The following is a 12,814-nucleotide window of genomic DNA, read 5'->3' as shown; positions in this document are numbered from 1 at the left end:
TACCTCTTTCTAATGGGCCACGGCGGCGGCGCCGTGTTCGTCGATCAGGGCGCCGGTTTCGAAGCGCTCGAGTGCAAAGGGCTTGTTGAGTTTGTGCGGTTCTCCGGTGGCGATCGTGTGGGCGAACGTCAGCCCGGCCGCCGGTGTGCCCTTGAAACCGCCGGTGCCCCAGCCGCAGTTGACGAACATGTTCTCTACCGGGGTGGTGCCTACGATCGGGGAGGCATCCAGGGTGGTGTCCACGATCCCGCCCCAGGTCCGGAGCACGTGGGCCCTGGCGAAGATCGGGAAGAGTTCGACGGCGGCTGCCATCTGGTGCTCGATCACGTGGAATGATCCGCGCTGGCCGTAGCCGTTGTAGGAGTCCACGCCGGCGCCCATGACCAGTTCGCCCTTGTGCGCCTGGGAGACGTAGACGTGGACGTGGTTGGACATGACGACGGTGGGGTGGACCGGCTCGTGGAGCTCGGACACCAGTGCCTGGAGCGGGTGGGACTGGATGGGGAGCCGGAATCCGGCCATTTCCGCCAGCACCGAGCTGTGCCCGGCGGCGCAAAGTCCGACCTTTTCCGTGTTGATCGTGCCGCGGGTGGTCTTGACCCCGGTGACGCGGTTGCCGTCCTTGATGAAGCCGGTGACCTCGCAGTTCTGGATGATGTCCACGCCGAGCTCGTCGCATTTGCGGGCGAACGCCCAGGCGACGTGGTCGTGCTTGGCGATGCCGGCGCGCGGTTGGTACGTGGCACCCATGACCGGGTAGCGGATGTTGTCGTTAATGTTCAGGATGGGGCAGAGTTCCTTGACCTGCTGCGGGTCCAGCCACTCGGCGTCTACGCCGTTGAGTTTATTGGCTCCGACGCGGCGGACGCTTTCGCGGACGTCGCCCAGCGTGTGGGCCAGGTTCATGACCCCGCGCTGGCTGAACAGGAAGTCGTATTCGAGTTCTTCGGGCAGGATCTCCCACAGCTTCAGGGCGTGCTCGTAGATCGCCGCGCTCTCGTCCCAGAGGTAGTTGGAGCGGATGATGGTGGTGTTCCGGGCCATGTTGCCGCCTGCGAGCCAGCCTTTTTCCAGGATGGCGATGTTGGTCATCCCGTGGTTCTTGGCCAGGTAGTACGCCGTCGCCAGGCCGTGTCCGCCGCCGCCGACAATCACGGCGTCGTAGGAGGACTTGGGGTCCGGATTGCGCCAGAGGAAGTCCGGGTGCTCCGGCAGGTGTTCGGTGGTCATTGTGCTGCTCCAATCAGTTCTGCCTCAAGCCCGGTCGCCGCCGTGCCGGTGCCGAGATGCGGGTAAAGGGGGAACCGGTCCGCGAGGGCGATGACGCGTCCACGCAGTTCAGCGGCGGTTTGGTCGCTGAGTTCGAGCCCCGGCGCCTGCGAGATGAGGGCGGAGGCAATGATGTCCGCCACCTCGGTGAATTCCGCGGCACCGAAGCCGCGGGTGGCCAGGGCGGGGGTGCCGATCCGCAGCCCGGAGGAGACCATGGGCGGGCGGGGATCGAACGGGACGGCGTTGCGGTTGACGGTAATGCCGATCCGGTGGAGCCGGTCTTCGGCCTGCTGCCCGTCCAGTTCCGAGTCCCGCAGGTCCACCAGGACCAGGTGCACATCAGTACCGCCGTTGACCACGGAGATCCCGGCCGCCGCGACGTCGTCCTTCAGGAGCCGGGACGCGAGGATCCCGGCGCCTTCGAGCGTGCGCTCCTGGCGTTCCTTGAACTCCGGTGACGCCGCGATCTTGAAGGCCACGGCCTTGGCCGCGATCACGTGTTCCAGCGGGCCGCCTTGCTGGCCGGGGAACACGGCGCTGTTGATCTTGCGTGCGTACTCCTCCTTGGCCAGGATCACGCCGCCGCGCGGTCCGCCGAGGGTCTTGTGCGTGGTGGTGGTGACGACGTCGGCGTAGGGGACCGGGTTCGGGTGAAGTCCGGCGGCCACGAGGCCGGCGAAGTGCGCCATGTCCACCATGAGGTAGGCGCCCACGAGGTCGGCGATGCGCCGGAACTCGGCGAAGTCCAGCTGCCGGGAGTAGGCGGACCAGCCGGCCACGATCATCTTGGGCCGGTGTTCAAGGGCCAGGGCCTCCACCTCGGCCATGTCCACCAGGTGGTTGTGCTCGCTCACGTGGTACGGGACCACGTTGTAGAGCTTGCCGGAGAAATTGATCTTCATCCCGTGGGTGAGGTGGCCGCCGTGGGCCAGGGCCAGCCCCATGATGGTGTCGCCCGGTTCCAGGAGGGCGAACATGGCGGCGGCGTTGGCCTGCGCGCCGGAGTGCGGCTGGACGTTGGCGTACTCGGCGCCGAACAGGGCCTTGACCCGGTCGATGGCGAGCTGTTCGATCACATCAACGTGCTCGCAGCCGCCGTAGTAGCGCTTGCCCGGGTAGCCCTCGGCGTACTTGTTGGTCAGCACCGAACCCTGCGCCTCCATGACCCCAGCCGGGGCGAAGTTCTCGGACGCAATCATTTCGAGGGTGGACTGCTGGCGCTTCAGTTCCCTCGCCACGGCCTGTTCGACCTCGGGATCGACTACGGAAAGTCGCTCGTTCAACTGCTCAACCACGGTTGCTCCTTTGAAATACCACTATTGCTATGACTGATATATCAGTGTGAGAACAATGGTATGATTGAGGTCACACCAGAGTCAATAGCCGGAAGCCAAGTGGAACCAGGCTTCCGGTTGAAATCCAGAAACGGAGCCGAGCCGTGAATGCACTCACCGTCCTGCCGCCCGCCGAGGACGAAGCCATCTCCCAGGCGGAGGCCGCGTACCGGCAGTTGCGCGACAAGCTGATCATGCTCGAAATCCGGCCCGGCGAACCCATCAATGACGGGCAACTCGCCGCCGAGCTCGGCTTCGGCCGCACTCCCGTGCGCGAGGCGATCAAGCGGCTGGAAGTGGACCACCTGGTGGTTTCCTACCCGCGAAGGGGGACCTTTGCCACCACCGTGGACTTCACGGAACTGGCCGACGTCTCGGAAATCCGGGAACTGCTGGAACCGCTGGCGGCGCGCCGGGCGGCAACGCGGGCCAACGCCGCCATGCGCCGCGAACTGCTGGATGTCGCCAAGACCATTGCAGAACTGGCCCCACTTCCCGCAGAATCCCGGGAGCTGATGCGCTACGACCTGACAGTGCACCGCCTGATCTACCGGGCCGCAGCCAACCCGCACCTGGAAGACACGCTGATCCGCTACGACAACCTGGCCACGCGCATCTGGTGCCTGGTCCTGGACAAGGTCCCCTCGGTCAGCGGCCACATTAGCGAGCACGTGGAGCTGCTCAGGGCAGTGGCCGAGGGCGACGCGGACAGGGCAGGCGAACTCGCCCTGCACCACGTCACCAGCTTCGAGGAGACCATCCGCAAGGTCCTCTAGCCGCCGCCGGCCTAGCCGCCGTCGGCCCCGTTAGCCGCCGCGCGAGGCTCCCGCGTCGTTGAACGAAATGCGCTTCAGGTTTGGCCGTTTCACTTCCAGCGCTTCGGCCACTTCACGTTCATCAGGAGCAGCCCCAGCAGGAGCGCATCGACGGTCATGATGCCGGCCATGAGATAGGCCCACCCGGCCATCATGGCTCGCCCGCCGTCCGGCGGCCGGAAGTGCGCGTGCGTACCAGAGTGCCCAAGACGATCTCCTGACCTGGCCCCCCAGTCGCTAGTTCACCAAGTCTCGCACCGCGCCGCCCCGGAGGGAACCGCGGAACTGCGCGGCCCAAGCTTTTCACAAGGCAGCAGGTGAGGGGCGTATTTTACGCAACCTTGTCTCGTTGAAAGCAACCGTATGGCGCAGCCTGGCCGCTCACCGGACCGGCATGCCCGGGCATTTTCCGTTGAACTAATTCACGGTCCCGAAGCCAAAAGGCATTGACTGTGTCATGCGTCACGCCTACTCTGGTGCAACAGCGTTGCACTGAATGCAACTCCAAAACCCTTTGGTGGACACATGAGTAACGAAACTCCCTCCCCCGCCACTCTTGCGGGGCAGACCGGCCCGGAGTCGAATAGCGGGCATGGCAGTACGTCCTCGGGACAAACCACGTTGAGCGGCCATGCCGCCCCCGGCGGCCACGATCCCGCAGTCAGTAAGGAAACCCGACGGCGGGTCGTCGCCGCCAGCTTCATCGGAAACTTCGTCGAATGGTTCGACTACGCCGTCTACGGCTACCTGGCGGCAACAATCGCCGCGGTCTTCTTCCCCGAGTCCAATCCCCAGACCGCGCTTCTCCTGACTTTCGCGCTCTTCGCGATCTCGTTCCTGGTGCGGCCGCTTGGCGGCTTCGTCTGGGGCCACATCGGTGACCGGGTGGGGCGCCGGACCGCCCTTTCCCTGTCGATCCTGATCATGTCCGGAGCGACCTTCTGCATCGCCCTGATCCCGGGGTACAACTCCATCGGCATCTGGGCCCCCATCCTTCTCCTGGTGGTGCGCGTCGTCCAGGGCTTCTCCGCCTCCGGCGAATACGCCGGCGCGTCCGCCTTCCTGGTCGAGTACGCCCCGGCCAACAAACGCGGCCTGTACGCGGCGGTGGTTCCGGCCAGCACGGCCGCGGGCCTGCTGCTCGGCTCCTTGCTCGCGGGCCTGCTGACCGTCCTGCTCAGCGCCGAGGCGATGCAGAGTTGGGGATGGCGCCTGCCGTTCCTGCTCGCCGCCCCGATGGGCCTGATCGGCCGCTATATCCGCACCAAGCTCGAAGACACGCCGGTGTTCCGCGAACTGGCAGAAGAGGACCAGGCCATCAAGGCCCCGGTATCCAGCCTCTTCCGGAACCACTGGCGGCTGCTGCTGAAGGCCGTCGGAGCCGTGCTGCTCAACGCCGTCGGGTTCTACGTGATCCTGAGCTACATGCCCACCTACCTGTCCTCGGAGCTCGGTCTCGGCGCGGCCGAATCCTTCCTGGCCACCACCATCGCCCTGGTGACATACATCGGGTTCATCTTCCTGACCGGTATGCTCTCGGACCGCTACGGCCGCAAAAAGGTGCTGATCACCGCATCCTTGAGCTTCATCCTGCTGACCGTGCCGGCCTTCGCCCTGCTGGGCACCGGGAACTTCCTGGTGATCGTCCTGGTCCAGATCCTGCTGGGCGGCATGCTGACGCTCAACGACGGTACGCTCCCGAGCTTCCTGGCGGAGATGTTCCCCACCCGGGTCCGCTACAGCGGCTTCGCCGTCAGCTTCAATCTCTCCAACGCGCTCTTCGGCGGCACGGCGCCGTTCGTGGCGACCCTCCTGATCGCCACGACGGCCAATGACCTGGCGCCGGCCTGGTACCTGGCCGGCGCCGCGGCCATCTCCCTGATCGCAGTAGCGCTCTCCCGGGAAACCAGCAAAGAACCGCTGCGCCACGAGTAGCCCCGGCCGACGCCCCCAAATTTTTCCCCTCCAAAGAACAGCACTGCAGAAAGGCACCACCACCATGACCATCGCAACGTCCAACAACGCTTCGTCCATCGCCGAACTGGAGCGACTGAAAGTCCTGCACAACGGGCAGAAGGAAAAGCTGACCTTTTCCAACGCAGAATTTGAGCGCCGGCTCGGCGGACTGCGCCGCATCATGGCAGATAAGGACCTGGACGCCGTCGTCCTGACCAGCTACCACTCCATCAAGTACTACTCGGACTTCCTCTTCACCTACTTCGGCCGGTCCTACGCCATGGTGGTCACGAAGGACGACTCTGTGACCGTCACGGCCAACATCGACGCCGGCATGCCGTGGCGGCGCAGCTACGGCGACAACGTGGTGTACACGGACTGGCGCCGGGACAACTACATCTTCGCCATCCAGGAGGCGCTGCGCACCCGCGGCATCAACCCCCGCCGGCTCGGCGTCGAAGACGATTCGCTCCCGCTGGACAACCGCAACAAGATCCAGGCGGCCTTTGCGGGGGCCACCCTGGTGGATGTGGCCCAGGCCGCGATGCGCCAGCGGATGATCAAATCGGCCGAAGAGATCGAGGTGATCAAGCACGGGGCCCGCATCGGTGACCTGGGCGGCGAAGCCATCCGCAACGCCATCACAGCCGGCATCACCGAGTACGAAGTCGCCCTGATCGGCACCGAAGCCATGGTCCACGAAATCGCGCGGACGTTCCCGGATTCGGAAATCCGTGACACCTGGGTGTGGTTCCAGTCCGGCATCAACACCGACGGCGCCCACAACTGGGCCACCACGCGCAAGATCCAGGAGCACGACATCCTGTCGCTGAACTGCTTCCCCATGACCTCCGGCTACTACACCGCGCTGGAGCGCACTTTGTTCTACGGCGAACCCGACGCCCGCTCCCTGGAGCTGTGGAACATCAACGTGGAAGTCCACAAGCGCGGCCTCGAACTCATCAAGCCCGGAGCTGTCTGCAAGGACATCGCCGCCGAACTGAACGAGATCTACGTGGGCCACGGACTGCTTGCCAACCGGACCTTCGGCTACGGACACTCGTTCGGCGTCCTGAGCCACTACTACGGCCGCGAAGCCGGCCTGGAACTCCGCGAGGACATCGACACCGTACTGGAACCGGGCATGGTGGTGTCGATGGAACCCATGATCACCGTCCTGGACGGCCAGCCCGGCGCCGGCGGCTACCGTGAGCACGACATCCTGGTGGTCGGTGAGGACGGAGCCGAGAACATCACGAAGTTCCCGTTCGGCCCGGAATACAACATCGTGGGTGCCTGAGGCGCCCGCACCCCCTGAAGGCAGGGCCCAGAAGCGGCGCCACGTCCACCGTGGCGCCGCTTCTGGGCCCTCATGCGGAATGATGGTAGACACCATGACCCCAGCAGAATCTCCAGAAGCCACCGGAAACGGCGACACCAAGGGCACCTCCGTCATCGTCAACGCCATCGCCGTGCTGCGAACTTTCACGGCGGACGAGCCGTTGCTCGGGGTCACCGAGATTGCCAACCGGGTGGGCCTGCACAAGAGCACGGTTTCCCGGATCCTGGCCACGTTCGAACAGGAACACCTGGTGGAACGCGATCCGGAAACCCGCCGCTTCCGGCTGGGGCTGGGACTGATCGCCGTCGCCGGGCCCCTGCTGGCCGAACTGGAAGAACGGCGGGTGGCGTATCCCGTCCTGCGTGAACTCACCGAACAGACCGGCGAAACCAGCGCCCTCATGGTGTGGAACGGCGCAGAGTCAATGTGCGTGGAGCAGATCGCCAGCCACCACCAGATCAAGCACACCACTCCGCTGGGAGCCCGGTACACCGACGCCATGAGCGCCTCCGTGCAGGTCTTCCTGGCCGCAGCGCCCGTCGAACGCGTCCGTGTGCTCCTGCGCAGCGGAGCGATCAGCTACCCGGGGCTCGATGATGCGGGCCTGGATGGCTACCAGATCAAGCTCAAGGACGTGACGGCGCGTGGCTGGGCCATCAACTACGGCGAATCCTCCATCGACGAAGTGGGCGTCGCCGCTCCCGTCCACGACCACCGCGGCGACGTCGTGGCGGCCGTCCTGATCTCGGCGCCCCGGTTCCGCGTCTCACGTGAAGGGCTGCAGGGCCTGGGCGAAGCGTGCGCGGCTGCCGCCGGCAAAATCACCAGCCGGCTGGGCGGCCGGGCATCCAGCAACGGATAACGCGGCCCCGCACACCTCAGCTGAGCCGGGCCAGCCGCGTGGCCAGATGCAACGCCGCGAGCCGGCCCGTCCGCCGGGGGTCGCCGCCGCACAGCTCGAAGATCCGCTGCAGCCGTTGATGCATCGACTGCCGTTCCACGTGCAGCTCCCGGGCCGCCTGGGCGGTGTTGCAGCCGGAATCCAGCCAGGTGGCCAGGGTATCGAGCAGCCGCGAATTGCGTTGGGCGTCATGGTCCAGGAGTGCGCCCAGCTGCTGGCGCACGAAGTTCCGCCGCTGCCCGGTATCCAGGCTTCCCACCGCAAGGCGTTCGACGGCGAATGCCTCGGAATCGATCACCGGACAGTGCGGGCCGGTGGCCCCCGCCGGCGACCGTCCCAGCGCGTCCGCCAATTCCAGCGTGAGCCTTGCCTCCGACAGGGACCAGGGAGCTTCCGATATCCCGGCGGCCAGCGGGCCAACGGCAACGAGGGTATCTGCCAGCGCGGGGAGCCCCCGCAGGCCGGCCAGGAGTGCGTGCCGGCTTTCGCGCGGGTTATCGCCCGGGAGGACGGCCACCGCCAGAAGCTCGGCGTTGTCGACATAGGTGGCGCTCAGCTGCGCCCCCCGGGTCAGAAGGCGCTCCACCGGCGCCCGGAGCTGCTGGAGCATATCGGAGCGGATCACGATGGCCACGAGAGTGGCCGCCGGCGGAATCCCGGCCGCGGAGGCCAGCTGCTGGAGCCGCCAGGCCTGGCTGCCCGAATCTATCGCGCGAAGCAGGGCCGCCCCGGCGACTTCCTTGAGCCCGGGAGACATCCGCTGCAGCAATGCCAGGGCCAGAATGTCCACTGAGCGGTTCCCGGCTGTCCGGGCCAGGTTCTCGTCCTCACCCGCCGGCACCCGGAGCAGCAGCTGGGCTGCGAGAATGCCGCGGATCGGCACGTCGATGCGGATCAGGCGTGCCTGCTCCTGCGGCCCAACGGCGGAGGCATCGGCGGCGGAGGCCTCTGCCTGCCCCGGCGTTGCGCTGGCCAGGGTCGCGCCGTCTATGGACGTCAGCGTCACCTCGGCATTGATGATGCCGGCAAGCACGGCAAGAATCCGGTCCAGGCCGCCGCCGTGCGCCAGCTCGACTGCCATTGCGTGACTGGCCTCGTCCGCCCGCCGCAATTGGGACACCGAGTCACTGACCAGCATCGAGTTAATGGCCTGCATGACCCCGACGAACGGCACCACACCGCGAAGTTCGATCAGCGGGAGGCCGGCTGCTTCGGCGGCCGCCACCATTGAGGACGGCAGCGACGGCAGGGCCGCCCCGGTTTCGATGGCAACGGCTGCCACGCCCCGCTCTGCCAGTTGGCGAACGTAGTTGACTTGCCGCTCCTCAGAGGCCTGGGCGAGAGCTTCTCCGCCGGTCAGCAGCAGCTCCCCGCCGGCGAGCAGGGGCGCGATGTCGATGATTTCGCTGGAATGGATCCATCGCAGCTGGGTCCTGGCGGCAGCCCGGGCCGCTGCCCGGATGACGGGATCGGCGGCCGCCATGGTCGGATGGTTCAGGACGTCTTCAAGACGAATGGACATTACACTCCGTCGCGTTGCACTACGTTTGTTTAGACACATTGTATATGGCTGAATGTGGCCTGTGACACATAATCTTGAGGAATCCCACACACCCTCGGAGGCTCCCCATGCGTCAAAAATCCCCAGCGGCCCCAGCCGGCACCGCGCCGGAAGCCGGTGAAGACCACGAAGCGTGGCTCCACCCCATCCCTGAATCAGAGCGGACCCGCAAGGTGTCCGGCCAGTTCTGGATCTGGGCTGGCGCCAACCTCGCGCCGATCAACTGGGTGCTCGGAGCGCTCGGCATCCAGCTCGGCCTGGGGTTCGCGGATACGGTCACCGTCCTTGTCCTGGGCAACCTGATCGGGATGCTGCTCTTCGGGTGCTTCGTCCTCCTGGGCCAAAAGACGGGGGCGACAGGCATGGTACTGGCCCGCGCCGCCTTTGGCCGGCGCGGAAACTACCTCCCGGCGGCCATTCAAGCCCTTCTGGTGATCGGCTGGTGTGCAGTCAACACCTGGATCATCCTGGACCTGGTCATGGCGCTGTTCGGAACCTTGGGGTGGGTAGATCCGGAGGCCCACAACTATGCGTGGAAGATCGGCATTGCCACTCTCATCATGGCTGCCCAGGTCACCATTGCCTGGTTCGGCTACAAAGCCATCGCCGCCTTCGAGAAATGGACCGTCCCGCCAACCATCATCATCCTGACCGTGATGTCGGCAGTGGCGTGGTTCGGCATGAAGATCAACTGGACCTACGCCGGCCCGGCAGGCCACATCCTGGAAGGCTCGGAACGCATCGCCGCGATGAGCGCGGTCATGACGGCGATCGGCATCGGCTGGGGCATCACCTGGTTCACCTACGCCGCAGACTACTCGCGCTTCGTCAGCACCACGGTGCCCAAGCGCAAGGTCTACCTCGCGTCGGTGCTGGGTCAGTTCATCCCCGTCGTCTGGCTGGGCATCCTGGGGGCCAGCCTGGCCACCAACACCGGGGAAATAGATCCCGGCAAGCTCATCGTCCTGAACTTCGGCGCGCTGGCACTGCCCGTGCTGCTCATGGTGCTGCACGGCCCGATCGCGACCAACATCCTGAACATCTACACCTTCTCCGTGGCCACGCAGGCGCTGGACATCTCCATCAGCAGGCGCAAGTTGAACCTGTTCGTCGGAGTCTTCTCCCTTGCAGTCGTGATCTTCTTCATCTTCCAGGAGGACTTCGCCTCCGTGCTGGACGCATGGCTGATTGGACTGGTCGCCTGGGTGGCTGCCTGGGGCGGAGTCATGCTGGTCCACTACTTCTGGATCGAGAAACGCTGGCCCGGTAACCCGGCCAGGCTCTTCGACGCCGTCGGCACCAAGCGGCTGCCAGGCGTGAACCCGGCCGGCATCGCCTCGTTGATCATCGGCATCTTCGCCACCTGGCTGTTCATGTACGGGCTGGTGCCGGCGATGCAGGGCCCCATCGCGGTCGCCCTGGGCGGGTGGGATTTGTCCTGGCTCGCCGGGGGGGCTGTCCAGCGCAGCCGCCTACGCCGTCCTCGGCCCGCGCTTCCACCGCAAGTTCCTCGATCTTCCCGACGGCGAACAGCCCGCAGATGCGGCCGCGCCGCTCGCGAGCGAGCTCCCGGTGCCGTCAATCACCCGCCCCGCCCTCTAGCAGGAGATCAACCCCGTGGACTTCCCCGCTTTCGCCGACATCGCCCATTCCATCACCTGGCCCGATGGTCATCGCGCCGCGGCGTCCTTCACCTTCGACGTCGACGCCGAATCCTGCACCATCGCCCACGACCCGCAGAGCACCAGGCGCATGTCCCTCATGACGCACCAGTCCTACGGGCCCAAGGTCGCCGTCCCGCGGATCCTGCAGATCCTCGAGCGCCAGCAGATCCAGGCGACGTTCTTCGTCCCGGGATTCACCGCCGAATGCTACCCGGACGTGGTCCGCCGGATAGCCGACGGCGGCCACGAGATTGCACACCACGGGTACCTGCACGAACCCATGCAAGGCATCGACGCCGCCACGGAGGCGCGGTACCTGGACCGGGGCCTGGATGCCCTGGCCAAGGCCGCCGGCGTCCGGCCGACCGGTTACCGGGCACCGTGGTGGGAGCTCAACTGGCATTCCCCAGCCCTCCTTGCCGACCGCGGGTTCCTGTATGACTCAAGCCTGCTCGACGGCGACGCGCCGTACCGCTTCAGCGTTGCCGAGGCAGACCCCCGCGATCTCGTGGAAATCCCTGTCGACTGGGCTCTGGACGACTGGGAGCAGTACGCCTTCTACCCGGGCGTCACCGGAAGCGGCGTCATCGAAAGCCCGGCCAAGGTCCTCGAGATGTGGACGCTGGAGGCCGAGGCGCACCACGCTGCCGGGAGCTGCTTCGTCCTGACCAACCACCCCTTCATTTCCGGCCGGCCGTCCAAGGCCGTGGCCCTGGAAAAGCTGATGGACCGGGTCAAGTCGCTGGACGGCATGTGGGTCACCACCATGGAGAAGATCGCGCAGCACACGCGCGACTCCGTCGAGGAGATCCACACCCACGCGCGCATTGCCGTGCCCGGATTCCCGGACACCGGCGCACAGTTCACGCCGGCCGACGTGCGGCAGCCCCAGGGAGCCACGGCGCGGCGCGGGGCCGGAATCTAGGGCATTCGGCCCTGGCAAGCACAGGTCCCCGGCCCGGCCCCTCGTCCGAAGGTGGCTGGGCCGGGGACCATCCTGTGGGACCGGCCCGGAGCCGGCGGCGAAGCCGGTGTTTAGCCGGTCTTGGCCATCGCGTAGGCCACGGTGCCGTAGGCCAGGGCGCCGGACATTTCGGTGAGCAGTTCCGGGTTGGTGTTGGCGATCGTGTCGCAGGCCTCGTGGTAGCAGGGATCGAGGTCCTTGCCCGCCACCCCGCCGTAGGCCTGCGCCTGGGCCTGGGTCTTCCTCTTCTCATCGCCGGTGAACAGCCCGCCGCCGGGAATGCCGGCCGAGAGGAAGGCATCGTAGTCCGAGCCGCCGTCAAAGGGCGTGGTCTCGGCCGGCAGCGCGTTCTCCTGGAAGTAGCGGAAGAAGACGTCCTCGATCGCCTTGGACCCGGCCGGGCCGGCGTGGCCGAAGTCCGTCCCGTCCCCGTCATGGACCGAGCGGACCCCGTTGGGCGAGGCCACCATGTCCACGTTCAGGTTCGCCGCGGTCTGGCCGATCTCGGCCGCGCTGAGCTCGTCGACGTAGTGCTGGGACCCGTACAGGCCGTCCTCCTCACCGCCCCAGAACGCGAACCGGACCCGGTTAACCGGCGCGATCCCGGCCTCCTTCATCCACCGCGCGGTCTCCAGGACCGCCGCGACCCCGCTGCCGTTGTCATCAATGCCCGGCCCCTCCCGCACGGAGTCCAGATGCGCGCCCACCACCACGGTATGCCCGGCATTGCCCCCGGTGTCGGCCAGGATGTTGAAGGACTCCACCGTCTTGCCGCGCCGGCCGTCCTCCTTGAACGTGAAGCTCTGCCGCACCGGTGCGTACCCGGCCGCGCGGAGCTGTTCCTCGACGTACCGGGCCGACTCCTCATACCCCGGGGTCCCCGAGGCCCGGTTCCCGCCGTTGGCATCGGCCACCCGCTGCAGCGCCTGCAGGTGCCCCACCATGTCCCGGGACTTGAACGCCGCCAGCACCGTGCGCGCATCCACCGTGCTCGCCGGCGCCAGC

General features: G+C 66.5%; 9 protein-coding genes and 1 pseudogene. 6 read left to right on the top strand and 4 right to left on the bottom strand.

Going from position 1 to position 12,814, the window contains the following annotated elements; all coding sequences use genetic code 11:
- Positions 1-9: 9 nt before the first annotated feature.
- Both B5X90_RS10005 and glyA read right to left on the bottom strand, forming a co-directional pair.
- Entirely contained in the window at positions 10-1,230 is a 1,221-nt protein-coding gene (locus B5X90_RS10005; RefSeq protein WP_026539064.1) for a sarcosine oxidase subunit beta family protein, read from the bottom strand.
- Positions 1,227-2,567 carry a serine hydroxymethyltransferase gene (gene glyA / locus B5X90_RS10000; protein WP_079552519.1) on the bottom strand — a complete coding sequence of 447 codons (1,341 nt, stop codon included), beginning with the start codon at positions 2,565-2,567 and terminating at the stop codon, positions 1,227-1,229. The genes B5X90_RS10005 and glyA overlap by 4 nt, the downstream gene beginning before the upstream one ends.
- 143 nt (positions 2,568-2,710) lie before the next feature.
- Between glyA and B5X90_RS09995 the strand changes: the two genes are divergently transcribed.
- The 4 genes from B5X90_RS09995 (at position 2,711) to B5X90_RS09980 (ending at position 7,581) form a co-directional block, all read left to right on the top strand.
- The gene (locus B5X90_RS09995; RefSeq protein ID WP_079552517.1) at positions 2,711-3,382 is read left to right on the top strand and encodes a GntR family transcriptional regulator; all 672 of its coding nucleotides are present in this window, start codon (positions 2,711-2,713) and stop codon (positions 3,380-3,382) included.
- A 564-nt stretch (positions 3,383-3,946) separates the two neighbouring features.
- Positions 3,947-5,356, top strand: a complete 1,410-nt coding sequence (locus tag B5X90_RS09990) for an MFS transporter (RefSeq protein ID WP_079552515.1) — start codon at positions 3,947-3,949, stop codon at positions 5,354-5,356.
- 64 nt (positions 5,357-5,420) lie between these two features.
- Entirely contained in the window at positions 5,421-6,677 is a 1,257-nt protein-coding gene (locus B5X90_RS09985) for an aminopeptidase P family protein (protein ID WP_079552513.1), read from the top strand.
- Between the two features lie 94 nt (positions 6,678-6,771).
- A complete protein-coding gene (locus B5X90_RS09980; RefSeq protein WP_256860163.1) occupies positions 6,772-7,581 on the top strand; it encodes an IclR family transcriptional regulator in 810 nt (269 codons plus the stop codon).
- Between the two features lie 16 nt (positions 7,582-7,597).
- Here B5X90_RS09980 and B5X90_RS09975 read toward each other — a convergent pair whose 3' ends face one another.
- Positions 7,598-9,142 carry a PucR family transcriptional regulator gene (locus B5X90_RS09975; RefSeq protein ID WP_079552509.1) on the bottom strand — a complete coding sequence of 515 codons (1,545 nt, stop codon included), beginning with the start codon at positions 9,140-9,142 and terminating at the stop codon, positions 7,598-7,600.
- A gap of 107 nt (positions 9,143-9,249) precedes the next feature.
- Here B5X90_RS09975 and B5X90_RS09970 point away from each other — a divergent pair.
- Both B5X90_RS09970 and B5X90_RS09965 read left to right on the top strand, forming a co-directional pair.
- Positions 9,250-10,693, top strand: a pseudogene (locus B5X90_RS09970) (cytosine permease); the annotation flags it as partial.
- 105 nt (positions 10,694-10,798) lie between these two features.
- Entirely contained in the window at positions 10,799-11,770 is a 972-nt protein-coding gene (locus tag B5X90_RS09965) for a polysaccharide deacetylase family protein (protein WP_079552507.1), read from the top strand.
- Positions 11,771-11,880: 110 nt separating this feature from the next.
- Here the strand turns inward: B5X90_RS09965 and B5X90_RS09960 are convergent.
- Positions 11,881-12,814 (bottom strand): M20/M25/M40 family metallo-hydrolase (locus tag B5X90_RS09960; protein WP_143264705.1); only part of this gene is annotated, 934 nt, incomplete at its 5' end.

Origin of the sequence: Arthrobacter sp. 49Tsu3.1M3, assembly GCF_900168135.1 — a bacterium.
Taxonomy (GTDB): domain Bacteria; phylum Actinomycetota; class Actinomycetes; order Actinomycetales; family Micrococcaceae; genus Arthrobacter.
Note: the sequence above shows the minus strand (reverse complement) of the source record. Positions and strands in the feature narration are given on the sequence as shown.

What these genes read in the sequence shown, in the direction of transcription:
- B5X90_RS10005 (WP_026539064.1), bottom strand. Translation starts at nt 1,230, where the DNA reads ATGACCACCGAACACCTGCCGGAGCACCCGGACTTCCTCTGGCGCAAT.
- B5X90_RS09990 (WP_079552515.1), top strand. Translation starts at nt 3,947, where the DNA reads ATGAGTAACGAAACTCCCTCCCCCGCCACTCTTGCGGGGCAGACCGGC.
- B5X90_RS09985 (WP_079552513.1), top strand. Translation starts at nt 5,421, where the DNA reads ATGACCATCGCAACGTCCAACAACGCTTCGTCCATCGCCGAACTGGAG.
- B5X90_RS09980 (WP_256860163.1), top strand. Translation starts at nt 6,772, where the DNA reads ATGACCCCAGCAGAATCTCCAGAAGCCACCGGAAACGGCGACACCAAG.
- B5X90_RS09975 (WP_079552509.1), bottom strand. Translation starts at nt 9,142, where the DNA reads ATGTCCATTCGTCTTGAAGACGTCCTGAACCATCCGACCATGGCGGCC.